Below are 25965 nucleotides of genomic sequence, written 5' to 3'. Positions count from 1 at the left end.
CGATGTATCTGCCTGCAGAACACCGGGACCGAGGCGCCGGCATCATCCGAGGAGGCCGTGATGAAGATCCTGATTGCCGCGACGCCGCTCACCGGCCACGTGAACCCGTTGCTCGCCATTGGCCGCGCCGCCGCCGCCCGTGGCGATTCCGTGCGTGTGCTCACCGACCCGGCGTTCCAGGCGAAGGTCGAGGCGGCGGGCCTGGGCTTCGCGCCCTACGCGGACAACGACTCTGCCGGGTTCCTCGAGACGACGCTGCCCGCCGGCCCGGAGCGCTTCCGTCGCGAGTTCGAGCGGCGCTTCATCGATCCCATGCCGATTCAGGCCGCCGCCCTGCGGGCCCTGATCGCCGAGGATGCGCCGGACGTGATCGTGGCCGGCAGCATGTTCCTTGGCGTGCTGCCCCTGCTCCTCGACGGCGCGCCGCGTCCGCCGATCGTCACTGCCAATATCAGCTTCCTGTTTCTGGAGCGGCCCGACCACGCCCCGGTCGGCCTCGGCCTGCCGCCGGCCCGCGACCCGGCCGAGCTCGCCCGCTACGCCGCCTTGAAGGCCGGCATGGATGCGGCTTTCGCCAACCCGGTGCGGGCCTATGCGGATGCGCAGCTCGCGCGGCTGGGCGCGGCGCCCTTGCCGGCGTCCCTGCCGCATTCGGTGGTCGTGCTGCCGGACCTGTTCCTCCAGCCCACGGTGCCGGGCTTCGAGTACGATTACGGCGCGCTGCCCCCGGGCGTCCGCTTCATCGGCCTGCTCGAGCCTCCCGCCCCGCCGGCGCCCCTGCCGGATTGGTGGCCGGAGCTCGAACAGGCGAATGCCGCCGGCAAGCCCGTGGTCCTGGTCACGCAGGGCACGCTTGCCAACGCCGATTTCGGTGCTCTGGTCGAGCCGACGATGGCCGCCCTGGCCGACCGGGACGACCTCCTCGTCCTCGCCACCACGGGCGGACGTCCGGTCGAGGCGCTGAGAGGGCCGATCCCGGCCAACACGCGGGTCGCGCGTTTCCTGCCGTTCCGCGAATTGCTGCCGCGCGTCAGCGTGCTCGTCACCAATGGCGGCTACGGCAGCGTCTCGCAGGCGCTGTCGAACGGCGTGCCGATCGTCTCGGCCGGCCTGACCGAGGACAAGGCCGAGGTGAACGCCCGCATCGGCTGGTCCGGCGTCGGCCTCAACCTCGCCACCAACACGCCGAGCGTCGAAGCGCTGCGCAGTGCCGTGACGCGGGTGCTCGACGAGCCGGACTTCCGGCAAAAAGCGATGGAACTGCAAGAGGCCTTCGCGGCGCGGGACGCCATGGCCGGCATCCTCGGGGCGGTCGACGAGCTGGCCCGCACCGGCCCGGTGCGCGCGGGCGCCGCCGCCATCCCGATGGCGAGGTCGGCATGAAGTCGGCGACCGATCATCCGGCACTCCGGGTCGTGGTCGATCTCAACCGCTGCCAGGGCTACGCCCAATGCTGCTACGCCGCGCCGGACGCCTTCGCGATCCGGGGACACGAGATCCTGTTCTACGATCCGACGCCGCCGGCCGAGCGGCGCTGCGCGATCGAGCGCGCGGTCCAGGCCTGCCCGGTCCGCGCCATCAGCCTGCAGGCTGGCCCGGATGACGGAGACGCGCTGTGACCACTGAGCCGGCCGGCCTCGTTGTGATCGGCGCTTCGCTGGCGGGCCTGCGCGGAGCCGAAGCCCTGCGGCAGGGCGGCTACGACGGCCCCCTGACCCTGGTCGGCGCCGAAGCCCACCGGCCCTACGACCGGCCGCCCCTGTCGAAGCACGTGCTCGCCGGAGAGCTGAGGCCGGACGCGACCCGCCTGCCGGAGCGCACGCGCCTGAGCGCCCGCTGGCATCTGGGGAACGCTGTCGTCTCCCTCGACCGGTCCGCCCGCAGGCTCAGCCTCGCGGACGGTACGGCGCTGGCGTACCGAAAACTGCTGATCGCCACCGGCGCCGAGGCCCGTCCGTGGCCGGCCGAGACCGGCGGCGGGCTGGCCGGCATCCACACCCTGCGCGGCCGTGACGACGCCGCGTCCCTGCGGGCAGACCTCCTGGCAGGCCCGCGCCGGGTGCTCATCGTCGGCGGCGGCCTGATCGGCTGCGAGGCGGCCTCCTGCCTGCGCGACCTCGGCCTGCCGGTGACCCTGGTCGATTCCAATTCGGCGCCGCTGGCCCGGGCTCTCGGGACCTGGGTCGGCGGCGTGATCGCCGCCTGCTTGCGCGAGTCCGGCGCGGTGTTCCGGCCCGGCACCCAGGTGCTGCGGTTCGAGGGCGACGCGGCCGGCCGGGTCGCCCGGGCCCGCCTGGCGGACGGCAGCATCGTGGAGGCCGACCTCGTCATCGCCGCACTGGGCGCGACCCGGGCCACCGGCTGGCTCCGGGGCGCCGGCTTGATGGCGGATCCCGGCGGCCTCACCTGCGACGCGGCCTGCCGCGTCCTGGACATGGACGGAGCGCCCTGCCCCGACATCTACGCGGCCGGCGACGTGGCCCGCTGGCCGAGCCGGCTCTACGGCGACCGGCTGGTCTCGGTGGAGCATTGGGGCAACGCCGTCGAGCAGGCGGCCCACGCCGCCCGCAACATGCTGGCCGGCCCGGACGACCAGCGCTCCTACGTGCATCTGCCGGCCTACTGGTCCAGCCAGTTCGGGATCAACATCAAGGCCGTGGGCCTGACCGAGGGCGCCGACGCCGTCGCGGTGGTCCAGGGCACGCGCGCATCCCGGCGCTTTCTCGCGGTCTACGGCCGGGGCGGGCGCAGCATCGCGGCGGTCTCCTTCGACCAGGCCCGGTGGCTGCCGGCCTATGCCGAGGCGATCGCGGCCGGTGCGGGCTTCCCGCCGATCCTCGACGCCACGGACCAGCCGCGGATCGAGAGTGCGGCGCCGGGCTTCCCGTCGCCGCGCGTCGCCGCCCGCTCGACAGAGGCCGTCCATGGCTAATCTGATGGCCGACGCGATGCCTGATGCCGCCCTGTTCGCCGCCGTGACGGACCCAGCCAACCGGGCCGATCCCTATCCGCTCTACGCCCGGCTGCGGCAGCGCCCGGTCTGGCGGCAGCCGGACGGGAGCTACGTGGTGAGCGGCCACGCGGCGATCCGCGCGCTGATCTTCGACCCGCGCCTCAGCTCGGAGGATTTGCCGCCGACCCGGCGGCCGCGGACCGGCAATCCGCTCAAGGACTTCATCCTCAACCCGATCAAGAACCGCATCACCGCGAGCCACCGGCCGCTGATCTTCCGCGATCCGCCTGCCCACGACCGCCTGCGCAGCCTGGTCATGCGCGAGTTCTCCATCGCCCGGGTGCTCGCCCTGCGCGACCGGATTGCCCGCGAGGTGGATCAGCTGATCGAGGCCTGCCGAGGGCGCCCGGAGGTCTGCCTGGTGAGCGACCTGTCGTATCCGCTGCCGGTGACGGTGATCTGCGCGTTGCTCGGCGTCCCCGAGGCGGACGAGCCGCGCTTCCAAGTCTGGGCGACGCAGCTCGCCACCGCGGTGGAGCCGGACGCGCACCACGATGCGGAGGGCCGTCGCGCGATCATCGACGCCTTCGACGCGATCGCAGCCTATATGCGCGATCTCATCCGCGAGAAGCGCCGGCGTCCGGCCGACGACATGCTGAGCGGCCTGGCCGCAGCAGGTCCCGACGGCCGGAAGCAGATGAGCGATTTCGACCTGATCGCCACGGCGGTCCTGCTCCTGGTCGCCGGCCACGAGACCACCGTCAATCTCATCACCAACGCGATGCTCACCCTGCTCCGCCACCCGGAGGAGCTGGATCGCCTGCGCGCCGATTCGGAGCGGGCGCCGCAGGTGATCGAGGAGGTGCTGCGCTACGATCCGCCGGTGCATTTCCGGACCCGCAAGGCGCTGGGTTCGATCACGATCGCCGGCGAGACGATCCCGAAGGACGCCCCGGTGATCCTGCTGTTCGCCGCGGGCAGCCGCGATCCGGAGCGGTTCGCTGACCCCGACCGGTTCGATCCGGACCGGCCGGACATCCAGCATTTCGGCTTCGGCGGCGGCCTGCATTACTGCATCGGTGCGCCGCTCGCCCGGATCGAGGCCGAGATCGCCCTGGTGGCCTTGAGCCGCCGCCTCGTCGCGCCACGCCTCCTGTGCGACCCGCCACCCTACCGGCCCGGCGCATCGCTGCGTGGGCCGGAGCAGCTGGCGATCGGGATCGGCGGGATCGTCTGAGCCGTGTCCCCAGGCCAAAGCGAGGGCCGCCGCGGCTCGGCGACACGGCTGAACCGCGAATTGGTTGCTAAACGTGAAACGCCAAAATGTTTCCCGTGAAACATTTACAGGTTCCGGCGCCCCGACCCCGGCGGAACGACCAGGTCCCGCCGGATCACAGAATGCCGCTCGGTCAGCGCAGCACCGGCACCGGTCCGTTCATCCCCGGCCAGTCGGAATAGCCGTTGGCGCCGCCGCCGTACCAGTAGGGCTTCGGCGCCTCGGCCAGGGGCGCGCCGCTTGCGAGGCGGCCGACGAGATCGGGGTTGGCGATGTAGGGCCGGCCGAAGCTGAACAGGTCGGCCCGGCTCTCGGCCAGTTCCTTCTCGGCGAGGTCCAGGGTGATCTGGTTGTTGCCGATATAGGCGCCCTTGAACCGGCGGCGCAGGTCGAGGAAATCGATCCCGTCCGGCACGTCGCGGGTCTGCTGGGTCACGCCCTCGATCGTGTGGATGTAGAGCAGGCCAAAGCCGTTCAGCGCGTCGACATAGGCGCCGTAGGTGGCGTGGGGATCGGAATCGAGCGGCGTCTCGCCGGGCTGGGTGGTTGCGGGGGACAAACGAATGCCGACCCGGGCGCCGCCGCCCCAGATTTCGGTCACCGCCCGGACGACCTCCAGGGGAAAGCGCAGGCGGTTCTCGACCGAGCCGCCGTAGCGGTCCGTGCGTCTGTTGGTGGAGTCGCGGACGAACTGCTCCAGAAGGTAATTGTTGGCCGAGTGGATCTCGACGCCGTCGAAGCCTGCCCGCTTGGCGTTCTCCGCCGCACGCCGGTAATCGTCGACGATCCCCGGGATCTCGTCGGTCTCGAGCGCCCGGGGGGTCACGTGGGGCTTCATGCCGTCCCGCGTGAAGGCTGTGCCCTCGGGCTTGATCGCGGAGGCCGAGACCGGGAGTCCGCCGCCCGGCTGAAGCTCGGGATGCGAGATCCGGCCGGTATGCCAGAGCTGCAGGAAGATCAGCCCGTCATTGGCATGGATGGTCTTCACGATCCGCGACCAGCTCTCGACCTGCGCGTCGGACCAGATCCCCGGCGTGTAAGCGTAGCCGACGGCCTGGGGGGAAATGTTGGTCGCCTCCGAGATGATCAGGCCGGCATTGGCCCGCTGCCCGTAATAATCGGCCGCGAAATCCGGCGGCACGCCGTCATTGTTCGACCGGCTGCGGGTGAGCGGTGCCATCACCACCCGGTTCTTGAGGGTCAGGTCGCCGATGGTGACCGGCTGCAGGATCGGGCTGTTCGGCATGAGACCTCGGATGGAACATTTTTGGAAGGACGAGCGGCCCGGGGAGTCGCGAGCCATCGGCCAGCCAGCATCGCGGCACCGGCGGGTCCAGCGGAATAGATGTTAACCGGTCGAGGTCGGGTCTCGGTTCCACGGCCGCGTTTCGATCGGCTCAGGTGGAGACCGTCGCCGGTCGGCAGCGCGGAATGCCGCGGGAACCGGAATTCCGAGTGCGTATTGCCCAGTAGGCTTGTCGCGAGCGGCTTGGCCCTGCGCGTCGCCTCAGCGGAACTTGACTGGACGGCCGGGGACTTGCCCTGGCGAGGCCGCGTCCTGCGGCTGTGCTTCCCCCCGATCTGGAGAACCGACGCCATGAAGGCACTCTGCTGGCACGGCAAGAATGACATCCGCTGCGACACGGTGCCGGATCCAGTGATCGAGGATGCCCGCGACGTGATCATCAAGGTGACGAGCTGCGCGATCTGCGGTTCGGATCTCCACCTGATGGACGGTCAGATGCCGACCATGAAATCCGGCGACGTGCTCGGCCACGAGTTCATGGGCGAGGTGATCGAGGTCGGCCAGGGCTTCACCAAGTTCCGGAAGGGCGACCGCATCGTCGTGCCGTTCAACATCAATTGCGGCGCCTGTCGGCAGTGCAAGCTCGGCAACTGGTCGGTCTGCGAGCGCTCGAACCGCAACGGCGAGATGGCGGCCGCGCAGTTCGGCTACCCGACCGCGGGCCTGTTCGGCTATTCGCACCTCACCGGCGGCTACGCCGGCGGCCAGGCCGAGTACGTGCGCGTCCCGATGGCCGACGTGGCGCCCATGAAGGTGCCGGACGGCATGGACGACGAGTCGGTCCTGTTCCTCACCGATATCCTGCCCACCGGCTGGCAGGGCGCCGAGCATTGCGAGATCCAGGGCGGCGAGATCATCGCGATCTGGGGCGCCGGGCCGGTCGGCCTGTTCGCGATCCAGTCGGCCAAGATCATGGGCGCCGGGCGCATCATCGCCATCGACACGGTGCCCGAGCGCCTCGCCCTGGCGAGAAAATCCGGCGCCACCGACGTGATCGACTTCATGAACGAGGACGTGTTCGAACGGATCAAGGAGATCAGCAAGGGCCAGGGCGCGGACGGCGTCATCGACTGCGTCGGTATGGAGGCGAGCGCCGGCCATGGCGGCCTCACCGGCGTGCTCTCGACCCTCCAAGAGAAGTTGACCTCCACCGAGCGGCCCTACGCGCTGGCCGAGGCGATCAAGGCGGTGCGGCCGTGCGGCATCGTCTCGGTGCCCGGCGTCTATGGCGGTCCGGTGCCGGTCAACATGGGCTCGATCGTCCAGAAGGGCCTGACCCTCAAGAGCGGGCAGACCCACGTGAAGCGCTACCTGGAGACGCTGACCAAGCTGATCCAGGAGGGCAAGTTCGACATGACGTCGATGATCACCCACCGCTCGACCAACCTCGCGGACGGCCCGGACCTGTACAAAGCCTTCCGGGACAAGACGGACGGCTGCGTGAAGGTGGTCTTCCACCCGAACTGAGTGCGCGTGCGGCGCGTTTGACGCTGCTGACACCGCCCCGGTCCCCTTGGACCGGGGCTTCGACCGTCGCTGTATCCCAGGATTGATCCCGTATGACGATGCCGGCTGCCCGTACGTTGCTGCCTCTCCTCCTCTCCACCCTCGCCGGGCCGGCCCTGGCGCAGGAGCCCGTGGCCGCGACATCGCCGCCGCCGGCCGGATCGTCGGCGCTGACCCAGGTCGCGCGCTTTCAGCATCAGGTCACCGGCGTGACCGTGGCGCAGGATGGGCGGATCTTCGTGAACTTCCCGCGCTGGACCGAGGATGCCCCGGTCTCGGTGGCGGAGCTGAAGGACGGCAAGCCCGTCCCCTACCCGGATGCCGAATGGAATGCCTGGCGCAACGCCCGCAAGGACGAGGTCGACCCCAAGACGCATTTCGTATGCGTTCAGAGCGTGGTCGCCGACCGGCACGGGCGGCTCTGGGTGGTCGATGCCGCCGCTCCCGCCATGGCCGCCGTCGTCAAGGACGGCCCGAAGCTCGTCGCGATCGACCTGAAGACCAATACGGTCGCCAAGACGATCGCGTTCGATCCGGCGGTGGCCCCGCAGGGTTCCTACCTGAACGACGTGCGAATCTCGCCGGACGGCAAGACCGCCTACCTCACCGATTCCGGCGCCGAGGGCGCGCTGGTGGTGGTCGATATCGACTCCGGCAAGGCCAAGCGGCTGCTGGCGGGCGTGCCCGCGACGATGCCCGACACCGCCGTGACCGTGACCTATGACGGCAAGCCCCTGCGGCGGCCCGATGGGCGCGGCGTCGAGTTCTCGGCCGACGGCATCGGCCTCTCGCCGGACGGCAAGACGCTCTATTGGCAGGCGATCAAGGGCAAGACCCTGTACAGCCTGCCGACTGACGCGCTCACCGGCTGGGTCACGGCGGCCCTGGTACCGGAAACGCTGGCCGATAAGAGTCTCGCCGGCAAGATCGTCACGGTCGGCGAGAACGGGCCGGCGGACGGTCTCCTCATCGACCGCGACGGCGGCCGGATGTACGTGACCTCGCCGCAGGACGACTCGATCAAGGTGCGCGACCTCGGCTCCAAGGATGCGGGTGTGACCACGCTGATCCAGGACCCGCGGCTGCGCTGGCCGGACACGTTCAGCCAAGGCCCGGACGGGACGGTCTACCTCACGACCTCACACATCCAGGATTCCGCCTTCTTCAAGGAGGGCGCCCCGATCGCCCTGCCGACCGAACTGTGGAGCTTCAAGCCGACGGTGGCGACGCGCTGAGGCCGGAATACACCGCCGCCTTCGGCCGGCGCGACCAGCTGCAGGCGCTGGCATCCTTCCAGCGCCGTGCCTTCGGCCCGGCAATGGCCGGTCGGCAGCAGGGATGCTGCGGCCGACCGGCCATGAATTCTGAACGGCCCCGTCCCGGATCAGACCAGGCGGGAGAATACCACTATAAGTAACAATGCGTCGCCCGAGTACATCTCGCCCCGGGCAGCAAAATCGCGGACAATCGCTACTTATTTTCGAAATTACTCGCACTGACGTAAAAGTGAATACATATTTTTCGAAGAATTTTCTTTCATCCGAGATGCAAATGGCGATTCTTTTTTGAACGATCTCCTGTATTAATATTTTGTTCATGGCAGTGGCGCTATCGCCTGTACATTGATGATCTTCAGCGCGCGTGAATCATCTCCGCATCTGTCAAGACATTGATTTGAGGACGAGACGACCAATGCGCCTGCTGTTCGATAGGGATCTCCACTCGAAAGTAGAAGCCTTGGACCGATCCCAGGCAATCATCGAATTCGCCCTTGATGGCACGATCATTACGGCCAACAAGAACTTCCTCGACGCGGTCGGCTATCGCCTCGACGAGATCGGTGGCCAATCCCACGGGATGCTGGTCGCGCAGGCCTTTCGGGAGAGCGAGGCGTACAGCGATTTCTGGGCGGCGCTCCGGCGTGGCGAATTCCAGACCGGCGAGTTCAAGTGCATCGGCAAGAGCGGCCGCGAGATCTGGATGCAGGCGACCTACAACCCGATCCTCGGACGGGACGGCAAGCCGATCAAGGTCGTCAAGTTTGCCAGCGACGTGACCGAACAGGCGCTGCGCACCATCGGGCACGAGGGCCAGGTCACCGCGATCAACCGGGTGCAGGCGGTGATCGAGTTCGCGCTCGATGGCACGATCCTGACCGCGAACGACAATTTCCTCGCCACCTTGGGTTACCGGTTGGAGGAGGTCCAGGGCCACCACCACAGCCTGTTCGTCGACCCGACCGAGCGCGACAGCGCCGAGTACCGGCGCTTCTGGGACGCGCTGGGCCGCGGCGAATACCAGATGGCCGAGTACAAGCGCCTCGCCAAGGGCGGCCGCGAGGTGTTCATCCTGGGCAGTTACAATCCGATCTTCGATCGCGACGGGCGGCTGCTCAAGATCGTCAAGTTCGTCACCGACGTGACCGCCACGGTGCTGGAGCGCCGGCAGCGGGCCGCGTTGCAGAGCGCCATCGCGCAGGACCTCGACGCTATCGCGGAGGCCGCCTCCGGCGTCTCCCAGCAGGCCGGACAGGCGGCCCAATTGTCGACGCACGTCTCCGGCGACATCCAAACGGTGGCCTCGGGCGCCGAGGAACTTGCCGCCTCGGTCTCCGAGATCAGCGCGCAGGTCGCGCAGGCCTCGGAAATCTCCGGCCAGGCCGTGGACCAGGCCCGGGAGACGCACCGGATCATCGCCGGCCTCAGCGCGTCGGCCGCGCAGATCGGCGAAGTCGTCGCGCTGATCCAGAGCATCGCGGCGCAGACCAATCTGCTGGCACTCAACGCGACGATCGAGGCCGCACGCGCCGGCGAGGCGGGCCGGGGCTTCGCCGTCGTCGCATCCGAAGTGAAGGAGTTGGCCAACCAGACCGCCCGGGCCACCGAGCAGATCGGCACGCAGATCGCCGGGAGCCAGGAGGCCACCCGGGGGGCCGTGGAGGCGATCGGCTCGATCCAGGGCACGATCGTGAAGCTCAACGAGGTCGCGACCGCGATCTCGACCGCCGTCGAGCAGCAATCCGCCGTCACCCGCGAGATGTCCTCCAGCATGCAGACGGCTGCCCAGGGCGTTGGCGCCATCACGGCGAACCTCGGTGTCATCGCGCAATCCGCCGAGCGGGCGAACGGCGCCACGCAGCAATTGCGCGTCGCTGCGCAGAGCGCCGCCTGATCGCGGGATAAAGCGTCATCCCGAACGGTGGTTTCCGGCTTTCGGGATGATGCAGAACCAGAGACCTGGCGCATCGTCCTGGTTCCGCTATCCAGGACGCTGCGCAAGCGTGCGGGGCCGGCGGGTTCCCGACGCCCCGGACGGTCCGAGAGCCCCATGTGCAACCTCTACAGCCTGCGCACCGGCCCTGCCGAGTTGCGCCGCGCCTTCGGGATCGTCCGCGACCGCACCGGCAATCTGCCGCCGATGCCCGCGATCTTTCCCGACCAGATGGCGCCAGTGGTCTGGAACGGGGCGGAGGGCCGGGAACTCGCCCTGATGCGCTGGGGCATCCCGGGCCCGAAGGCGTTCGGCGAGCATCCCGTCACGAATGTCCGCAACGCGGCGAGCCCGCACTGGCGGCCCTGGCTCGGACCGGCCCATCGCTGCCTCGTGCCGGTGACCGCGTTCAGCGAGTACGCCGACACCAGGCCGCGCAAGACGCCGGTGTGGTTCGCGCTCGACGAGGACCGGCCGCTCTTCGCCTTCGCGGGGATCTGGCGGGCCTGGACCGGCGTGCGCGGGACCAAGCGAGAGAACCCGGACCGGGTGGCGGAGGAGCACCGCCTGTTCTCCTTCCTGACCACGGAGGCGAACGGCATCGTCGGCCCGGTCCACCCGAAGGCGATGCCGGTCCTGCTGACCGAGCCGGAGGAATGGGCCGCCTGGCTGGAAGCGCCCACCGCGGAAGCGCTCAAGCTGCAGCGGCCGCTGCCGGATTCGGCGATGCGCGAGGTCGCCCGGGGCCAACGCGCGGACGGCCCCGAGACGGGTGACGAGCCGGACACGTAAAGCCGGTTCGACCGCTATTGGATCGAACCGCCGTCCCGCGCCTGCAGCAGCCGCAGGGCTTCTTCCAGCACCGCGTGCAGGTCGGCCGCCCCCTGCAGGCTGAGGGGAAGCCCGACCCGCTGGCCGTGGATCGTGTCGAGGACGACCATGGCGAGATCCTCGCCGATCAGCAGGCTGGGCTTCGGCAGGCAGAGCGGCAGGACGAAATCGCCCTCCGTCTCGCCGAGGACGTCGACCGCGTCTGCGGGTCGAAAGGGCTCGGTCTTTTCGTTCATCGCGGGCCGACCTCGCGGGCATGTCCGGTATGACCGGCTCAAGGCTACGCGATCGGGTGGCGCCCGGCCAGCCTTCGGGACGAAGCCTCAGTGCCCGCCGCCGCCCTCCCGGTCGAGCACGCGCAGCGACCGGACCGTCAGGTGGTCGATCTCCAGCGCGCCGACCTTCAGGGATCCCACCTCCAGAGCCCCGACCCGGGCGCGGCCGACCGAGAGGCGGCCGATCGCGAAGGCTCCGAGCGCCACCGCGCCGAAGGCCGCGACCCCGATCGCGAGCGCGCCCAAAGCCGAGGCGCCGACGGCCCCGGCCCCGATGGCCCCTGCCCCGAGCGCGGCCACATCGGGGGACGGGGCGTGTCCGGCCTCGACCAGACGGGGGCGCGCCTCTTCGGGCTTCTCGGATGCACGCATGCGGAATCCTCTCGCGACGGGTCCTTGGGTATCGCCGTGCCTCCGGAGCGCGGCAAGGCCGGATCGGGTCCGGCGCCCCATAGACAGACCCTTAACCGTGTTTTCACGCAGCCGGGCGACACTCCGGCTCGATCTCCCTGCCGCGGTCCGTCGCCGGGACCGCCCGTCCGCGAGGACGCTCGCCATGCCCGACCTGCTTCCCGCCCTCACCATCTTCGCCTTCGGCTGCCTGCTGATCCATGCCGGGCGGGCCTATGCGCGGGCGACGACGCTGCTGCTCTCCGCCACCGCGCTGATGCTCAGCTTGACCCTCGGCAGCCTGCTCTGCCAGCGTCTCGGCCTACCTTCCGGCTCCACGGAGGCCGGCCTGCTCTACTGGCCGTCCGAGCCCGGTGCTCAGTAGAGCCGCGTGCGATAGGATTCCGCGATCCGCGCCTCGGCCTGCGGGATATCGGAGGCGGCGGTCTGGTCGGCCAGGATGCGCCCGAGGCTGGGAAAGGTGTCGCGCGCGACGTGGCGCGCCGGATCCCAGAGTTGCGCCCGCATCAGTGCCTTGCCGCAATGGAAGAACGCCTCGCGCACCCGCACGACCAGGCCGACCACCGGCACCGTGCCCTGGGCGCTCAACGGTTCGAGCAGCGCGCGATCCCGCGTCACCGCGGCGGTGCCGTTCACCCGCAGGGTCTCGTCGATACCGGGCACGAAGAAGATCAGCCCGACACCCGGGCTCTCAATGATATTTCGAAAACTGTCGATGCGGTTGTTGCCGCGCCGGTCGGGGATCACGAGAGTGCGGTCATCGGGAACGGCCACGAAGCCCGGCGCGTCGCCGCGGGGGCTGGCATCGGCCTGGCCCGCCGCGTCGGCGCTCGCCAGGACCAGGAACGGCGCGAGCGCGATGAACCGGCGGGCGTAACCGTCGATGTGGTCGAGCACCTTGCCGGCGGCGAGCGGGCCGACGGCGCCGAACTGGGCGCGCAGGCCCGCCGCGTCGCGGATCCTGGCGGGATCCCGGGTTTCGCTGTCCATGAGACCCTCCTCAAAACCGCCGATGGCCGGATCACGGCTTCGACCTTAACGATGGCCCGGGGCTTTCGGAACGGGGCCGAGCCCCTCAGGGCCAGACGCGGATCGCCACCGGGCGGCGCAGCAGGTCCCGGTCGGAGGTGATCGTGCAGCCCTCGACCCGAAGGCTCGCATAGGTCAGCAACGCCCCGTCGCCGACATCGTCGAAATTGCGGCCTTTCGCCCCCGGATCGAGGAGCGACGGATAGGCGATCAGCGGCGCAGTCGCTCTGCACGGATCGTCGTACAGGGTCGCACCTTCGAGGAGCAGGCGCGGCATATCCCAGGCAATCAGGTCGCGCGAGTTCGTCCAGTAGAACCCGGATTTGGCGAAACCCTCCCCGGCCTTGGCCATGAACACCGCGATCCAGGCGCCGGTGGCGCGGTGTCGGACCAGGGCGCCGACCGGACCGGGGAACGGTCCCACCGGCCGGCAGGTGGCAGGCGGCTGGACAGCTTTGCGGTACGGGTCCGGGAAGGCGGCGGTGAAGCCGGTGCCGGTCCAGGCGCGCCACCGGGCCGGGTCGGCGGGGTCGTCGCTGCGGAACAGGCAGACACCTGCTTCCTGGTCGCTACCGGGGCGGTCCCAGCCGGTGGTCGAGGCCAAAACGTAGCGCCAGCGCCCGTCCGCGACGATGTTCGACGGGTTGAAGAAGCCCCGGTGCCGGCCCTGGTCGACCTCCTGCCGGAACGGAGCGCCGGCGACCACGACGGGCGGGTTCCGGCGCAGGAAGCTGCGCCCGCCATCCGCGGAAGCCGCGGCCGTGATCGTGTTGTACCAGCACGCCATGTAGGACCCCGACGCGCAGCGGCCGGGATGTTCGTTGGCCTGGTATTCGTGGTGCAGGAGCGCGGCGACGCGGGTGCCGTCCTCGGTCCAGGTGGCGGTGATCCAGGACCGGTCGTCATAGGCCGCCGGATCGGCTTTTTCGCCGGACTCAAGCACGACCGTGCAATCGAGCTTGAGGTGGTCGAGATCCGGCCCGCGCAGGGCGCGGTTGCGGTAATGCATCCCGAACAGGGCCACCGCCCCGGCGGCATCCCGGAACGCCCGGGCCGGCGCATCCGGCACATCGGCGCCGTCGCAGGCATCGCGCCCGGACTTGAAGACGATCGCGGGCGGCCCGACCAGGGTCAGGGCGGACAGGGGCGGCTCGGCTGCGGCCCGGGCCGGCGGGGGGATGAGGAGGACGAGCGCCAGGAGGGCAGCGGCGAGGAGAGCGGTATGGCTAGGGGGGCCTCCCCGCGCAGAAGCCCTGAGTTTCACACATCTGCTTATGCGAGCCGCGACAGGCTCCCTCTCCCGCACGGGAGAGAGGACCCGCGCCCCGTCTTGAGAGGGGTGAATACCCTCCCCCGCAGTGGGGGGAGGGAAAAGCGGCGCCGCTTCGGCACGCATCCCGGCCATCCGATACGCCACGCCCATCGCTGAAATCCGGGTGCGTCCCGGCCGCGCCTGGACAAAGCGCGCCAGATTCGCTTGAGAACCGTTACAGAGTACTTGCCGTCCGGCCGTCGTCCGAAAGTCCCTCATGCTCCTCCTGATCCTCGGGCTCGTGCTGTTTCTCGGCACGCATGCCTTCTCGATGGTGCGCGCGAAGCGCGCCGAGATCGTCGGCCGGGTCGGCGAGGGCCGGTACAAGCTCGGCTATACCGCCCTGTCGCTGCTCGGGCTGGTACTGATCGGGATCGGCTTCCACGATTACCGGCTCAGCGGCTACATCCCGGTCTGGGATCCGCCGGTCTGGACCCGCCACCTTGCCCTGACGCTGGTTTGGCTCGCCTTCATCTGCCTCGCCGCCGCCTACCTGCCGGGCCACATTCGGGCGAAAGCCAAGCACCCGATGCTGCTTGCCGTGAAGATCTGGGCGACCGCCCACCTCCTGGCCAACGGCGATCTCGGCTCGATCCTGTTGTTTGGCGGCTTCCTGGCCTGGGCGGTGGCGGCGCGGATCAGCGCCAAGCGCCGGGCGCTCGCCCCTGGGGCGGTGGTCGCACAGCACGGCGGCGCCGTCGCGGCCCCGCAGGGCTGGCGCAACGACATCCTGGCCGTGGTGATCGGGACGGCCGTCTGGTTCGTCTTCGCCCGCTACCTGCACTACCCGCTGATCGGCGTTTCGGTCTGGCCCGGCGCCGCCTGAGGCCTCCGCACCCCCGCCCCCACCACGCCCGCTGTCGCCAACCCGGCCCCCGTGTGTTAGGCGCGGGGCTCGATAGCTGTGCAAGGTGGCCCGCGGACATGCGCGGGCCGGGAAACGATGGCAGAGAACAACGAGTTCATCCGCGAGGTCGACGAGGACTATCGCCGCGACCGGATCCTCCAGATCTGGAAGCGCTATAGCGGCGTGATCATCGCGCTTGCCGTGCTGCTGGTGGTGGGCGTCGCCGGCTACCGCTACTGGCAGAACCAGCAACGCGCGGCGGCCGAAGCCGCCTCGGTGCAGTTCGACGAGGCCAACCGCCTCGCCCGAGACGGCAAGGTCGCGGAGGCCGACAAGGTCTTCGACGCCCTGGAAATCCAAGGCCCGGCCGGCTACCGGCTGCTGGCGCGGTTCCGCTCGGCCGCGGAGGCCGGCAAGCGCGACCCGGAGGCGGGCGCGAAGGAATTCGACACGCTCGCCGGTGATACCGGCCTCGGCGACGGCCTGCGCGACCTCGCCCGCCTGCGCGCCGCCCTGCTGCGCCTCGACAGCGCGAACCCGGACCCGGCGCTCGCCAACCTCCAGGGGCTCGCCGCCGGCACGCCGTTCCGCCACACCGCCCGCGAGATGCTGGGCCTGGCCGCCCTGAAGAAGGGCGATTTCGAGGAGGCTGGCCGCTGGTTCGACCAGCTGGTCGCCGATCCCGAGACGCCCCGGAACCTGCGTGAGCGGATCGAGGTCTACGCGGCCCTCGTGGCGGGCGGCCCGGTCACCGTGACCGAGGCCAAGCCCGAGGTCGCCGCCCCGCCCCCGCCGATCACGCGCTGATTTCTGTTCGGACTTTTCGAGACACATCATGGATATGCCGACCGTCGCGATCGTCGGGAGGCCGAACGTCGGCAAGTCGACCCTGTTCAACCGCCTCGTGGGCAAGAAGCTCGCGCTGGTGGACGATCGGCCCGGCGTGACCCGCGACCGGCGCGAGGGCGATGTCGCGTTCGGCGGCCTCCACTTCCGGGTGATCGACACCGCCGGACTGGAAGAATCGGACGCCGCGACCCTCATGGGCCGGATGCGGATGCAGACCGAGGCGGCGATCCTCGCCGCCGACGCAGTGCTGTTCGTGATCGACGCACGTGCCGGCGTGCTGCCGGCCGACCAGCCCTTCGCGGAACTGGTGCGCCGGGCCGGCTGCCCGGTGATCCTGATCGCCAACAAGGCCGAGGGCGGCACAGGACTCGCCGGAGCCTACGAGGCCTTCACCCTCGGGCTGGGCGACCCGATCCCGTTCTCGGCCGAGCACGGCGAGGGCCTGGGCGAGCTGCACGAGGCGCTGAAGGGCGTCCTGCCCAAACCCGACCCGGAGGACGACGATGCGGACGAGGACGCCCCCGGCGGCCGCTCCCTGAAGGTCGCCATCGTGGGCCGGCCGAATGCCGGCAAGTCCACGCTGATCAACCGGATGCTCGGGGAGGATCGGCTGCTCGTCGGCCCCGAGGCCGGCATCACCCGCGATTCGATTTCTTTGGACTGGGAGTGGCGGGGCCGGAAGATCAAGCTCCACGACACCGCCGGGATGCGCCGCCGCGCCCGGATCGACGACAAGCTGGAAAAACTCGCGGTCTCGGACGGGTTGCGCGCCGTGCGCTTCGCCGAGGTGGTAGTGGTGCTGCTCGACGCCACGATCCCGTTCGAGAAGCAGGACCTGACCATCATCGACCTCGTCGAGAGCGAGGGCCGGGCCGTGGTGATCGGCCTCAACAAGTGGGACCTCGTCGCCGACCAGCCGGGCCTGCTCAAGCAGCTGCGCGAGGATTGCACCCGCCTGCTGCCGCAGGTGCGCGGCGTCGCGGTGGTGCCGCTCTCGGGGCTCGCCGGCGAGGGCCTCGACAAGCTGATGCAGGCGGTGGTGCAGGCCTCCGAGGTCTGGGACAAGCGGATCTCGACCTCGCGTATCAACGACTGGCTGAGCGAGGCGACCTCCCGCAACCCGCCCCCGGCGGTGTCGGGCCGGCGGATCAAGATCCGCTACGCCACCCAGGTGAAGAGCCGGCCGCCGCATTTCGCGCTGTTCGGCAACCAGCTCAACGCCCTGCCGAAATCCTACACCCGTTACCTGGTCAACGGCCTGCGCGAGACGTTCGAGCTGCCGGGCACGCCGATCCGCCTGAGCCTGCGGACCTCGGAGAACCCATTCGACAAGGGCTGAGGCGGACCGTCACCGGGAGGCGTCGGCGATCCAGTCCACCGCGGCCGACAGCGCGACGCGCTCGTCCTTTCCCTCGGCCAGAGCGGCCTCATAGGCCTTCACCTGCCCGTCCGCGCTGGTGCCCGCGGTGACGATCGCCCGGGCGCGGGCGACATCCGCCGCGCAGCCCAGCGCGTCCGCATCCTCCTCCACCAGGGCGAGGACCGCCTCCAGCGCCGCGGCGAACGGCACGGCCGCGGCCGTCGCCTCGTCGATCAGCGTCGCGCGCACGCCGCTGTGCTGGGCCCGCCACAGGTTCTCCGAGGCCAAGGCCCGCGAGACGCCGTCGAGCCCGGCATGGAGGTCCGGCCGGCGCACGCACAGGCGCACCAGGCAGCGATACAGGGCGGCGACGCACAGGCAATCGTCGAGCCGCGTGCAGGCATCGGCGATGCGCAATTCCAGGGTCGGGAACTTGATCGACGGCCGGAGGGACCACCACAGGAAACTCGCATCCGCGATGGCGCCGGAGCGGGTCATGATGTCCACGAACCGCGTATGGGCGGCGGCGTCGCGGAACAGTTCCGGCAGGCCGGTGCGGGGCAATTCGCCGAAGACGCTCAGCCGATAGGCCATCAGCCCGGTCGCCTCCCCCTGCCAGAACGGCGACGAGGCCGAGAGCGCCAGCAGCAGCGGCTGGAACGGCAGCAGCCGGTTCATGAGGTCGACCCGGGCATCGGGGTCGGGCACCTCGACATGGACATGCATGCCGCAGATCAGCGCCCGCCTGGCTGCGATGCCGACATCCGACAGGATGCCCTGGTAGCGCGCCCCGTCCGTGGCGGTCTGGCGGGACCAGCGCGCGAGCGGATGCGTGCCGCAGGCCAGCAGGCTCAGCCCGTTCTCGGCCCCGATGCCGGCGAGCTGCGCCCGCTGGCCGCCGAGATTGTTTCGCGCGGCCTGCGCATCGGACAGCGGCGGCGTGCACACCTCGACCTGCGCAGCGACCAGCTCGCGCCCGGTCTCGGGCAGTTCCGCCTTCACCCGGGCGTGGAACCCGGCCAGATCGCCCCGGGGCGTGCCGCGAGTCTCGACATCGGCCAGGAAATACTCCTCCTCGACGCCGAAGCGGTAGCTGTGGGCGCTCATCGAGACTCCGGACACACGGCACGCATGCCAACGCGCCGGCCGGCTCGAAGGTGCCGTTAGGTCCGCAGCGCCCCGCCCACCAGCCAGGCGGGGTCGAACCAGCGGTCGGCCTCGCCGTCATAGGGCAGGCGCGTGATGTCCCAGTTCTGGATGTACTTGGCGTAGACGTTCCACACCGCGATGCCGCCGCCGACGAAGATGCGCCGGCCCGGGTAGCGCTTGAGCACCGCTTCCGGATCCTCGTGGCTGCGGATCACGTCGATGGTGCGGTCCTCGAAGGCGAATGCGGGGACCGAAGCCACGGTCTTCGGGCCGGCGATCAGCACGTGGCCCATGGTGAGCGCGAAGAAGCGCGTCACGTCCTCCACGAACAGCGGATCGGTGTTGCCCTCCCAGGGCAGGTGCCCGTTCAGGCCGAGCTGGCCGCGCAGGCCGATCGCGCAGATGCAGCGGACGTCGATCATCGTAAATCCCAACCCCTGCGGGCTCCGCCCGCGACCCGCCGGGGCCGCGGGCCCCGGACCCCTTTACTCGGGCGCGCGAAAACTCAGCACCCGGTCGGTGGGGAAATCGTAGAGCTTGCCCGTCTCGGCCCAGTCCGGTGCGGCGAGCCGCACGAAATGGGGGGCGAGATCCTCGGGGGTCCTGAGGGTCTCGGGGTCCTCGCCCGGCATGGCCGAGCGGCGCATGCCGGTGCGCAGCGGCCCCGGGTTGAGCAGCATCGCCCGGATGGCGGTGGTCTCGGTCTCGGCCGCGTAGGTGCGCACCAGCGCTTCGAGCGCCGCCTTGGAGACCGAATACGGCCCCCAATAGGCCCGGCATTTCGAGGCGGCCCCCGACGAGACGAAGACCACCCGGCCGGCGTCCGACATGCGCAGCAGCGGGTCCAGGGAGCGGATCAGGCGCCAGTTGGCGGTGACGTTCACGTCCATCACCTGGCCCCAGACTTTCGGGGTGATGTGGCCGATCGGCATGAGCGCGCCGAGGATGCCGGCATTGCCGACCAGGATGTCGAGCCGCTTCCAGCGTTCGTTGATCGCCGCGCCGAGCCGGTCGATCGCGTCGTAATCGGCGAGGTCGAACGGCACGAGGGTGGCGCTGGATCCGGCCGCCCGGATGGAATCGTCCAGCTCCTCCAGGGCGCCGACCGTGCGGGCCACCGCGACCACGTGGGCGCCGGCCTCGGCCAGGGCCAGGGCGGCGGCCCGCCCGATGCCGCGGGACGCCCCGGTCACCACCGCGACGCGGCCTTCGAGGATTTTTTGAGACTCAGCCATGCGCGGGACCTAGCGCATTTCCGCGCCAGGAGGACCAAAAAGTTCCGGTTTCAAAAGGTCCGTGACCTTTTGCGGGTGCAGGGCAGAGCCCTGCGAAGACCCAGGGGCGCCGCCCCTTAACCCCGCCAAAGGGCTCGCCCTTTGGGAACCCCGTGTCAGTCGGCTTCGGCGAGCATCGCGAAGCGCTTCGGGCCGGCGATGGAGAGGTCGGTCAGGCCGGTCGGGTAGTCGCCCGTGAAGCAATGGTCGGTGTATTGCGGGCAGGTCGCATTCCGCTCCTCCTCGCCCATCGCCCGGTAGAGGCCGGGGATCGACAGGAAGGCGAGCGAATCGGCGCCGATATACTTCCGCATCGCCTCGAGATCGTGCGTCGCGGCGAGCAGCTTCTCCCGCTCCGGTGTGTCGATCCCGTAGAAGTCGGGATAGGTGATCGGCGGAGAGGCGATCCGGAAATGCACCTCGGCGGCGCCGGCCTCGCGCATCATCCGGACGATCTTCACCGAGGTCGTGCCGCGCACCAGGCTGTCGTCCACCAGCACGATGCTCTTGCCCTCGATGGCCGCCCGATTGGCGGAGTGCTTCATCCGCACGCCGAGCTCGCGCACCGACTGGGTCGGCTGGATGAAGGTCCGCCCGACATAGTGATTGCGGATGATCCCCATCTCGAAGGGGATGCCGGTCTCCTGGGCGAAACCCAGCGCAGCGGGCACACCGGAATCCGGCACCGGCACGACGATGTCGGCGGGGGCGGCGGCCTCCCGGGCGAGTTCCCGGCCGATCGCCTTGCGCACCGCGTAGACGCTCTTGCCGTTCACCACCGAATCCGGCCGGGCGAAGTAGATGTACTCGAAGATGCAGGGCCGCATCGGCACGGCGTCGGCGAAGCGGATCGACTCGACGCCCTCCTCGGAGATCACCACGACCTCGCCGTTCTCGATGTCGCGGACGTAGCGGGCGCCGATGATGTCCAGCGCACAGGTCTCGGAGGCCAGCATGTAGCGGCCGTCCAGCTCGCCCAGCACCAGCGGGCGGATGCCCAGCGGGTCGCGTGCGCCGATCAGCTTCTTGTTGGTCAGCGCCACGATCGCGTAGGCGCCCTGGATCGCCTGCAGGGCGTCGATGAAGCGCTCGACGATCCGCGGCTTCCGCGAGCGGGCCGCCAGGTGGAGGATCACCTCGGTGTCGGACGTCGACTGCGTGATCGCGCCGTCGCGCACGAGGTCGCGCCGGATCGACAGGGCGTTGGTGAGATTGCCGTTATGGGCGACTGCGAGGCCGCCGCTGGCCAGCTCGGCGAACAGCGGCTGCACGTTGCGCAGGATCGTCCCGCCGGTGGTCGAGTAGCGCACGTGCCCAATGGCGGCGCGACCTTTCAGCCGGGCGATGGTGTCGCCGTCCGAGAAGGAATCGCCGACGAGGCCGGGGCGGCGCTCGGAATGGAACACGGAGCCGTCGAAGGAGACGATCCCGGCCGCCTCCTGGCCGCGGTGCTGCAGGGCATGCAGGCCGAGCGCCACGATGGCCGAGGCCTCCGGGTGCCCGAAGATGCCGAAGACGCCGCACTCCTCGCGCAGCGTGTCGCCGTCGAGATCGAAATCGGAGGCGTGAGCGTCGGATTGAAACATGCTGCGATCGACCACTTCACGAGTCCCGGCGGCGACGGGCCGGCGCGCCGGTCGTCGCGGATATCATCCGATCGTCTCCGGAACCGCTATCTAGGCGCTCTGCGCAGACCGTCCAACGGCGCGTGCCGCAGGTCAGCGTCGCGTCGGGCTTGGCGCAGTCGTCGGATTGGGCACGGTCTCGGTGCGGCGCTGGGGCGCCGGGTCGGTCTCGGCGGGGGCGTCGGCCGCCTCGTTGGGCGGCGTGACGGCCTTCGGCTTCTTGAACTGCTTCAGGAAGCCCTCCGGGTTCTCGGGGAGCTGGGCCACCAGGGCGTCTCCGGATTTCTCCAGCATCGGGCGCGTGCGCGCCTGTGCCGCCCAATCCGGCACCTTGCCCTGCACCAGCCAGGACAGGAACACCCAGCCGATCACGCAGATCAGGAAGCCGCGGCCCGCCCCGAACAGGAAACCCAGCGAGCGGTCGACCGCGCCGATGCGCGAATCGAGCACCACGTCGGAGATCTTCACGGTGATGATCGACACGACGATCAGAGTCCCGAGGAAGATCGCCGCGATCGAGGCGACCAGCGCCACGGTATCGCTGTTGACGTGCTGCTTCACCAGCGGAAGCAGCATCGGATAGAACGACCACGCGACGGCGGCGGCGGCCACCCAGGCGATGATCGCCAGCACCTCGCGGGTGACGCCACGGACGGCCGCGAGCAGCGCGGAGACCGCGACGATGCCGAGCACGACGAGATCCAGAACGGTAAACGGCATCTGTGAACTTTTAGGCACCAGAGGGGATGCCGCGGCGGCCATGCGGCTCCCCGGGACCGGGGGCGAAGTATACCAAGCCGAACCTCGGCCGTCACCCTCGGGTGCGGGCCTCGGCCGAGGCCTGTGCCGTCCGTGCATCAGCCCGCGCCGATCGTGAGCGCGGACCAGGCGTCCGCCGGCCCCGTTTACCTCGTTCCGATCGCCGGCCTGTTCGGCGCGGTGCTGATGATCTCGCTGGTGCTGGCCGGCAAGATCGTCTCGGTGGGCGGCCTGACCTTCACGGCGGCGGTGATCGTGTTTCCCGCCTCCTACCTGTTCGGCGACGTGCTGACCGAGGTCTACGGCTACGCCAGCACCCGGGCCGTGGTCTGGACCGGCTTCCTGGCGCAGGCGCTCTGGATCCTGGCCTACGGGATCGCGGCGGCGCTGCCGCCCGCGCCGTTCTGGCCGCACCAGGCGGCGTTCGAGGCGGTGCTGGGCGCAACCCCGCGGCTCGCGCTGGCCGGGCTCGCGGCGTATCTCGTCGGCGAATTCCTGAACGCCTACCTGCTGGCCAGGCTGAAGCTGCGCTTCGGCGGCCGCTTCCTGGCGGTGCGTCTCGTCGCCTCGACGCTGGTCGGCGAGGGCATCGATTCGGCCCTGTTCATCGGGCTCGGCTTCGGCGGCCTCTACCCCGCCGCAGATCTCGTCCGCCTCGCGCTCTCGATCTGGGCGCTGAAGGTCGGCTGGGAGATCGTGGCCCTGCCCCTCAGCGTGCCGCTGATCGGCGTTTTGAAGCGCGCCGAGGGGCGCGACGCCTTCGATACGGAGACGGATTTCAACCCGTTCCGCTTGCGGGGATGATGGGTGTTGTCTTCGCAACGCCGCAGGTGGGGTGCTATCGTGGCGGTGCTTTCCCGGGGGAGCGTGACCATGTCGCCCGCTGCCGAAAAATCGCGAACAAGCAAGGACGGTCGACCGCCCCGGCGGGAGCCGGACATGACGGCCGTGACGATCCAGCGTCAGGGCGGCACCCACGTGATGACCCTGCACCCAGCCATCCTGGCGGCCATTGGAGCCGGCACCGGCACCACTCTTACCCTCGCCGTGAAGGACGGATCGCTCGTCGCGACGGCCATACCGGCTCCCAAGCGCCGCTACACCCTCGCCGAGCTTCTGGAAGGCGCCGAGCATCTGCCGGCGCTGTATGCGGACACGGCGGGTGCGCTGTAGGCCGACTGGTCCATGCCGCGAACCGACTCGCCTCACGGGTCCGCATCGTGCATCCGTCCGCGGGGAATCGAGGATCGGGGGCGCTTCGGTGGCGGGTAGCGGATCGGTGACGGAGTCGGGAACGGAGATCGGCGCCCACGGCGCCCGGCTGACCATCGATCTCGGGGCGATCGTGGCCAACTGGCGGATGCTGGCCGCCCGGGGGGCCGATTGCGCCGCCGTGGTGAAGGCCGATGCCTATGGAAGCGGCGTCGCCCGGGTCGGGCCGGCCCTGTGGGCGGCCGGGTGCCGGACCTTCTTCGTCGCGCACCTCGCTGAGGGCATCGCGGCCCGGGCCGCCCTGCCGGAGGCCGCGATCTACATCCTGAACGGCCTGCCGCCCGGCGCCTGCGAGCCCTTCGCGGCCTATCGCCTGCGCCCGGTTCTCGGCAGCCGCGAGGAGATCGCCGAATGGGCGGCGTTCTCGGGCGGGGGTCTGCCGGCGGCGCTCCATGTCGATACCGGCATGAACCGCCTGGGGCTGCCGGTCCCGGAGGCGCTGGAGCTCGCCGGCGACCCGTGCATCGCCGCCGCCGGCATCGATCTGCTGCTCAGCCACTTCGTCAGCGCCGAGAAGCCGGCGGATCCGGTCAATGCCCGGCAGATCGCCGAGTTCGCCCGGGTCCGGGCGGCCTATCCGGGCCTGCTTGCGTCGCTCGCCAATTCGTCCGGGGTCTTCCTCGACGGCGCCCGGCACGACCTGCTGCGCCCGGGCTACGCCCTGTTCGGCGGGAACCCGACCCCCGAATCCGCCAACCCGATGCGCCCGGTGGTGCGGCTGGAGGCCCTGATCGCCCAGGTCAGGACCGTCGAAGCCGGCACGAGCGTCGGCTATAACGGCCGCTGGACCGCCCCGGCCCGGAGCCGGCTCGCCACCCTGTCCCTCGGCTATGCCGACGGTTTCCCCCGGGCGATCAGCGGACGCGGCCAGGCTCTGGTCGGCGACGTGCCCTGCCCGATCCTCGGTCTCGTCTCCATGGACCTGATCATCCTCGACGTCACCGCAGCCCCCGCGGCCCGGCGCGGCGCCACAGCCGTGCTGATCGGCGACAGCCTGGACATCGACACGGTCGGCCGCGCTGCCGGGACGATCGGCTACGAGATCCTGACGGGGTTGGGTTCGCGTTATGTTCGAACTTATGTAGGGTGATCCGACCCACCCTCGAATGCCGGACCGGCGGCGCGCGGACCCGAATGGCCAAGATCCACCAGACCTTCGTCTGCCAATCCTGCGGGGCGGTCTACAACCGCTGGCGCGGGCGCTGCGAGGCGTGCAACGGCTGGAACACGATCGTCGAGGAGGCGGCCGCTGCGCCCGGCCAGTCCGGCCCGCTCGCGACCCGGCCGTCCCGGGCCCGCGGCCGCGTGTTTCCGCTTGAGGGCCTGACCGGCGAGACCAAGGCGGCGCCGCGCATCCCCTCGGGGATCGGCGAGCTCGACCGGGTCACCGGCGGCGGCTTCGTGCGCGGCTCGGTGATCCTGATCGGCGGCGATCCCGGCATCGGCAAATCGACCCTGCTGATGCAGGCCTCCGCCGCCATGGCGGGCACCGGCGAGCGGGTCGCATACATCTCGGGCGAGGAGGCGGTGGGGCAGGTGCGGCTGCGGGCCGAGCGGCTGGGGCTCAGTTCCCGCCCGGTGGATCTGGCCGCCGAGACCAATGTCGAGGACATCATCGAGACCCTCAGCCAGGGCCGGCCGCCAGCCCTGGCGATCATCGATTCGATCCAGACCATGTGGACCGAGACCGTCGAATCGGCCCCCGGCACGGTCACGCAGGTGCGGTCCTCGGCCCAGGCGCTGATCCGCTTCGCCAAGACCACCGGCACGGCGGTGATCCTGGTCGGCCACGTCACCAAGGACGGGCAGATCGCCGGCCCCCGGGTGGTGGAGCACATGGTCGACGCGGTCGCCTCGTTCGAGGGCGACCAGGGCCACCATTTCCGCATCCTGCGCGCCGTGAAGAATCGGTTCGGCCCCACCGACGAGATCGGCGTATTCGAAATGACCGATGCGGGGCTCGCCGAGGTGCCCAACCCCTCGGCCCTGTTCCTGGCCGGCCGCGACCACCAGGCCGCCGGCACCGCGGTCTTCGCCGGGATGGAGGGGACACGGCCCCTGCTGGTGGAGATCCAGGCGCTGGTGGCGCCCTCCTCCCTCGGCATGCCCCGCCGGGCGGTGGTCGGCTGGGATCCGAACCGGCTGTCGATGGTGCTGGCCGTTCTGGAGGCTCATGGCGGCATCCGGCTCGGCACCCACGACGTCTATCTGAACGTGGCCGGGGGCCTGCGGATCACCGAGCCGGCGGCGGATCTGGCGGTGGCGGCGGCGCTGGTCTCGTCCCTGTCGGGGGCGGTACTGCCGCCGGAGACGGTGTATTTCGGCGAGATCGGCCTGTCCGGGGCGATCCGGCCGGTGGCCCAGGCCGGCGCCCGGCTGAAGGAGGCCCAGAAGCTCGGATTCGCCAAGGCGCTGATCCCGCAGGGCCGCGGCGAGGGCGACAAGGCCCTGTCGGTGGAGACCCTGCGCCACATCGCCGACCTGGTGGCCGGGATCAGCGCCGGCGCGCCGCGGAAGGGATCGGGGCAGCGCGGGCGGGCGCAGTCGCGCTACGCCGACGAGGAGGTTTAGGGTTGGCTGTCGCTTTGCTCGCGAAGGACGAGGCAGCATGAAGCGTGCGGTGGCGTGTGAAGGCCGCGACATGCCCCCTCTCCCGTGCGGGATAGGGCTGGGGTGAGGGATCAGGTCCATCCGGAGAGGTCGCACCCCTCACCCTGTCCC

Annotated in this window: 26 protein-coding genes; 16 read left to right on the top strand and 10 right to left on the bottom strand. The window is 70.2% G+C overall.

Annotation, left to right across the window (positions count from 1 at the left end; all coding sequences use genetic code 11):
- Window positions 1–60: 60 nt before the first annotated feature.
- From MKL11_RS09885 to MKL11_RS09870, 4 genes are read left to right on the top strand one after another with little or no spacing between them, the layout of a single operon-like run.
- Complete coding sequence (locus tag MKL11_RS09885; protein WP_243942689.1) at window positions 61–1383, top strand: nucleotide disphospho-sugar-binding domain-containing protein; 1323 nt, start codon at window positions 61–63, stop codon at window positions 1381–1383.
- A complete protein-coding gene (locus MKL11_RS09880; RefSeq protein ID WP_243942687.1) occupies window positions 1380–1619 on the top strand; it encodes a ferredoxin in 240 nt (79 codons plus the stop codon). Before MKL11_RS09885 ends, MKL11_RS09880 begins: the two co-directional genes overlap by 4 nt.
- Complete coding sequence (locus tag MKL11_RS09875) at window positions 1616–2932, top strand: NAD(P)/FAD-dependent oxidoreductase (RefSeq protein ID WP_243942685.1); 1317 nt, start codon at window positions 1616–1618, stop codon at window positions 2930–2932. Before MKL11_RS09880 ends, MKL11_RS09875 begins: the two co-directional genes overlap by 4 nt.
- A 16-nt stretch (window positions 2933–2948) precedes the next feature.
- Window positions 2949–4190, top strand: a complete 1242-nt coding sequence (locus MKL11_RS09870; protein WP_243942731.1) for a cytochrome P450 — start codon at window positions 2949–2951, stop codon at window positions 4188–4190.
- A 172-nt stretch (window positions 4191–4362) separates the two neighbouring features.
- Here MKL11_RS09870 and MKL11_RS09865 read toward each other — a convergent pair whose 3' ends face one another.
- Window positions 4363–5475, bottom strand: a complete 1113-nt coding sequence (locus tag MKL11_RS09865; RefSeq protein ID WP_243942683.1) for an alkene reductase — start codon at window positions 5473–5475, stop codon at window positions 4363–4365.
- A 351-nt stretch (window positions 5476–5826) separates the two neighbouring features.
- Here MKL11_RS09865 and MKL11_RS09860 point away from each other — a divergent pair, with 351 nt between their 5' ends.
- From MKL11_RS09860 to MKL11_RS09845, 4 genes are all read left to right on the top strand, one after another.
- Window positions 5827–7002, top strand: coding sequence for a zinc-dependent alcohol dehydrogenase (locus MKL11_RS09860; protein ID WP_243942681.1), 1176 nt, complete (start codon window positions 5827–5829; stop codon window positions 7000–7002).
- Window positions 7003–7094: 92 nt separating this feature from the next.
- On the top strand, window positions 7095–8276 hold the full coding sequence (locus MKL11_RS09855; RefSeq protein WP_243942679.1) for an SMP-30/gluconolactonase/LRE family protein: 1182 nt from the start codon (window positions 7095–7097) through the stop codon (window positions 8274–8276).
- Window positions 8277–8733: 457 nt separating this feature from the next.
- Complete coding sequence (locus MKL11_RS09850; protein ID WP_243942677.1) at window positions 8734–10212, top strand: PAS domain S-box protein; 1479 nt, start codon at window positions 8734–8736, stop codon at window positions 10210–10212.
- 156 nt (window positions 10213–10368) lie between these two features.
- Window positions 10369–11043, top strand: a complete 675-nt coding sequence (locus MKL11_RS09845; protein ID WP_243942675.1) for an SOS response-associated peptidase — start codon at window positions 10369–10371, stop codon at window positions 11041–11043.
- Window positions 11044–11057: 14 nt separating this feature from the next.
- Here MKL11_RS09845 and MKL11_RS09840 read toward each other — a convergent pair whose 3' ends face one another.
- Both MKL11_RS09840 and MKL11_RS09835 read right to left on the bottom strand, forming a co-directional pair.
- Entirely contained in the window at window positions 11058–11318 is a 261-nt protein-coding gene (locus tag MKL11_RS09840; RefSeq protein WP_243942673.1) for a hypothetical protein, read from the bottom strand.
- Between the two features lie 87 nt (window positions 11319–11405).
- Window positions 11406–11729 carry a hypothetical protein gene (locus MKL11_RS09835; protein ID WP_243942671.1) on the bottom strand — a complete coding sequence of 108 codons (324 nt, stop codon included), beginning with the start codon at window positions 11727–11729 and terminating at the stop codon, window positions 11406–11408.
- 184 nt (window positions 11730–11913) lie between these two features.
- On the opposite strand from MKL11_RS09835, the gene MKL11_RS09830 reads away from it, so the two are divergent.
- Window positions 11914–12132, top strand: coding sequence for a hypothetical protein (locus tag MKL11_RS09830; RefSeq protein ID WP_243942669.1), 219 nt, complete (start codon window positions 11914–11916; stop codon window positions 12130–12132).
- On the opposite strand, the gene MKL11_RS09825 is transcribed toward MKL11_RS09830, so the two are convergent.
- Both MKL11_RS09825 and MKL11_RS09820 read right to left on the bottom strand, forming a co-directional pair.
- Complete coding sequence (locus MKL11_RS09825; protein ID WP_243942667.1) at window positions 12126–12758, bottom strand: MSMEG_1061 family FMN-dependent PPOX-type flavoprotein; 633 nt, start codon at window positions 12756–12758, stop codon at window positions 12126–12128. The genes MKL11_RS09830 and MKL11_RS09825 overlap by 7 nt on opposite strands.
- A gap of 85 nt (window positions 12759–12843) precedes the next feature.
- On the bottom strand, window positions 12844–14220 hold the full coding sequence (locus tag MKL11_RS09820) for a hypothetical protein (RefSeq protein WP_243942666.1): 1377 nt from the start codon (window positions 14218–14220) through the stop codon (window positions 12844–12846).
- 106 nt (window positions 14221–14326) lie between these two features.
- On the opposite strand from MKL11_RS09820, the gene MKL11_RS09815 reads away from it, so the two are divergent.
- From MKL11_RS09815 to der, 3 genes are all read left to right on the top strand, one after another.
- The gene (locus MKL11_RS09815) at window positions 14327–14935 is read left to right on the top strand and encodes an NnrU family protein (RefSeq protein WP_243942664.1); all 609 of its coding nucleotides are present in this window, start codon (window positions 14327–14329) and stop codon (window positions 14933–14935) included.
- A gap of 117 nt (window positions 14936–15052) precedes the next feature.
- Entirely contained in the window at window positions 15053–15763 is a 711-nt protein-coding gene (locus MKL11_RS09810; protein ID WP_243942662.1) for a tetratricopeptide repeat protein, read from the top strand.
- Between the two features lie 28 nt (window positions 15764–15791).
- Window positions 15792–17144, top strand: coding sequence for a ribosome biogenesis GTPase Der (der, locus tag MKL11_RS09805; RefSeq protein WP_243942660.1), 1353 nt, complete (start codon window positions 15792–15794; stop codon window positions 17142–17144).
- A 9-nt stretch (window positions 17145–17153) separates the two neighbouring features.
- On the opposite strand, the gene MKL11_RS09800 is transcribed toward der, so the two are convergent.
- The 5 genes from MKL11_RS09800 to MKL11_RS09780 all read right to left on the bottom strand — a co-directional run bounded on the left by MKL11_RS09800 (window position 17154) and on the right by MKL11_RS09780 (window position 21933).
- The gene (locus tag MKL11_RS09800) at window positions 17154–18272 is read right to left on the bottom strand and encodes a carboxylate-amine ligase (RefSeq protein WP_243942658.1); all 1119 of its coding nucleotides are present in this window, start codon (window positions 18270–18272) and stop codon (window positions 17154–17156) included.
- Window positions 18273–18328: 56 nt separating this feature from the next.
- Window positions 18329–18736 (bottom strand): dihydrofolate reductase, encoded by a 408-nt coding sequence (locus MKL11_RS09795; RefSeq protein ID WP_243942656.1) that lies wholly within the window; start codon window positions 18734–18736, stop codon window positions 18329–18331.
- Between the two features lie 63 nt (window positions 18737–18799).
- Window positions 18800–19549, bottom strand: coding sequence for an SDR family NAD(P)-dependent oxidoreductase (locus MKL11_RS09790; protein WP_243942654.1), 750 nt, complete (start codon window positions 19547–19549; stop codon window positions 18800–18802).
- A 155-nt stretch (window positions 19550–19704) separates the two neighbouring features.
- Window positions 19705–21174: an amidophosphoribosyltransferase gene (gene purF / locus MKL11_RS09785; protein WP_243942653.1), complete on the bottom strand. Its 1470-nt coding sequence runs from the start codon at window positions 21172–21174 to the stop codon at window positions 19705–19707.
- 132 nt (window positions 21175–21306) lie between these two features.
- A complete protein-coding gene (locus MKL11_RS09780; RefSeq protein ID WP_243942651.1) occupies window positions 21307–21933 on the bottom strand; it encodes a CvpA family protein in 627 nt (208 codons plus the stop codon).
- Window positions 21934–22086: 153 nt separating this feature from the next.
- Here MKL11_RS09780 and MKL11_RS09775 point away from each other — a divergent pair, with 153 nt between their 5' ends.
- From MKL11_RS09775 to radA, 4 genes are all read left to right on the top strand, one after another.
- On the top strand, window positions 22087–22776 hold the full coding sequence (locus MKL11_RS09775) for a queuosine precursor transporter (RefSeq protein ID WP_243942649.1): 690 nt from the start codon (window positions 22087–22089) through the stop codon (window positions 22774–22776).
- A gap of 135 nt (window positions 22777–22911) precedes the next feature.
- Window positions 22912–23145, top strand: a complete 234-nt coding sequence (locus MKL11_RS09770) for a PbsX family transcriptional regulator (protein WP_243942647.1) — start codon at window positions 22912–22914, stop codon at window positions 23143–23145.
- Window positions 23146–23251: 106 nt separating this feature from the next.
- Window positions 23252–24334, top strand: coding sequence for an alanine racemase (gene alr, locus MKL11_RS09765; protein ID WP_243942645.1), 1083 nt, complete (start codon window positions 23252–23254; stop codon window positions 24332–24334).
- A 44-nt stretch (window positions 24335–24378) separates the two neighbouring features.
- Window positions 24379–25815, top strand: coding sequence for a DNA repair protein RadA (gene radA, locus MKL11_RS09760; RefSeq protein WP_243942729.1), 1437 nt, complete (start codon window positions 24379–24381; stop codon window positions 25813–25815).
- Window positions 25816–25965 lie beyond the last annotated feature (150 nt).

It is taken from the genome of Methylobacterium sp. J-077 (assembly GCF_022829365.1).
Taxonomy (GTDB): Bacteria; Pseudomonadota; Alphaproteobacteria; order Rhizobiales; family Beijerinckiaceae; genus Methylobacterium.
Note: the sequence above shows the minus strand (reverse complement) of the source record. Positions and strands in the feature narration are given on the sequence as shown.

Excerpts from the sequence above, each read along its gene's own strand:
- MKL11_RS09865 (WP_243942683.1), bottom strand. The coding sequence starts at position 5,475 with ATGCCGAACAGCCCGATCCTGCAGCCGGTCACCATCGGCGACCTGACC.
- der (WP_243942660.1), top strand. The coding sequence starts at position 15,792 with ATGGATATGCCGACCGTCGCGATCGTCGGGAGGCCGAACGTCGGCAAG.
- MKL11_RS09800 (WP_243942658.1), bottom strand. The coding sequence starts at position 18,272 with ATGAGCGCCCACAGCTACCGCTTCGGCGTCGAGGAGGAGTATTTCCTG.
- MKL11_RS09810 (WP_243942662.1), top strand. The coding sequence starts at position 15,053 with ATGGCAGAGAACAACGAGTTCATCCGCGAGGTCGACGAGGACTATCGC.
- MKL11_RS09845 (WP_243942675.1), top strand. The coding sequence starts at position 10,369 with ATGTGCAACCTCTACAGCCTGCGCACCGGCCCTGCCGAGTTGCGCCGC.
- purF (WP_243942653.1), bottom strand. The coding sequence starts at position 21,174 with ATGTTTCAATCCGACGCTCACGCCTCCGATTTCGATCTCGACGGCGAC.
- MKL11_RS09885 (WP_243942689.1), top strand. The coding sequence starts at position 61 with ATGAAGATCCTGATTGCCGCGACGCCGCTCACCGGCCACGTGAACCCG.
- MKL11_RS09815 (WP_243942664.1), top strand. The coding sequence starts at position 14,327 with ATGCTCCTCCTGATCCTCGGGCTCGTGCTGTTTCTCGGCACGCATGCC.
- MKL11_RS09780 (WP_243942651.1), bottom strand. The coding sequence starts at position 21,933 with ATGCCGTTTACCGTTCTGGATCTCGTCGTGCTCGGCATCGTCGCGGTC.
- MKL11_RS09825 (WP_243942667.1), bottom strand. The coding sequence starts at position 12,758 with ATGGACAGCGAAACCCGGGATCCCGCCAGGATCCGCGACGCGGCGGGC.
- MKL11_RS09835 (WP_243942671.1), bottom strand. The coding sequence starts at position 11,729 with ATGCGTGCATCCGAGAAGCCCGAAGAGGCGCGCCCCCGTCTGGTCGAG.
- MKL11_RS09855 (WP_243942679.1), top strand. The coding sequence starts at position 7,095 with ATGACGATGCCGGCTGCCCGTACGTTGCTGCCTCTCCTCCTCTCCACC.
- MKL11_RS09820 (WP_243942666.1), bottom strand. The coding sequence starts at position 14,220 with ATGGGCGTGGCGTATCGGATGGCCGGGATGCGTGCCGAAGCGGCGCCG.
- MKL11_RS09870 (WP_243942731.1), top strand. The coding sequence starts at position 2,949 with ATGCCTGATGCCGCCCTGTTCGCCGCCGTGACGGACCCAGCCAACCGG.
- MKL11_RS09850 (WP_243942677.1), top strand. The coding sequence starts at position 8,734 with ATGCGCCTGCTGTTCGATAGGGATCTCCACTCGAAAGTAGAAGCCTTG.
- MKL11_RS09880 (WP_243942687.1), top strand. The coding sequence starts at position 1,380 with ATGAAGTCGGCGACCGATCATCCGGCACTCCGGGTCGTGGTCGATCTC.
- radA (WP_243942729.1), top strand. The coding sequence starts at position 24,379 with ATGGCCAAGATCCACCAGACCTTCGTCTGCCAATCCTGCGGGGCGGTC.
- MKL11_RS09840 (WP_243942673.1), bottom strand. The coding sequence starts at position 11,318 with ATGAACGAAAAGACCGAGCCCTTTCGACCCGCAGACGCGGTCGACGTC.
- MKL11_RS09795 (WP_243942656.1), bottom strand. The coding sequence starts at position 18,736 with ATGATCGACGTCCGCTGCATCTGCGCGATCGGCCTGCGCGGCCAGCTC.
- MKL11_RS09790 (WP_243942654.1), bottom strand. The coding sequence starts at position 19,549 with ATGGCTGAGTCTCAAAAAATCCTCGAAGGCCGCGTCGCGGTGGTGACC.
- MKL11_RS09830 (WP_243942669.1), top strand. The coding sequence starts at position 11,914 with ATGCCCGACCTGCTTCCCGCCCTCACCATCTTCGCCTTCGGCTGCCTG.
- MKL11_RS09770 (WP_243942647.1), top strand. The coding sequence starts at position 22,912 with ATGACGGCCGTGACGATCCAGCGTCAGGGCGGCACCCACGTGATGACC.
- MKL11_RS09860 (WP_243942681.1), top strand. The coding sequence starts at position 5,827 with ATGAAGGCACTCTGCTGGCACGGCAAGAATGACATCCGCTGCGACACG.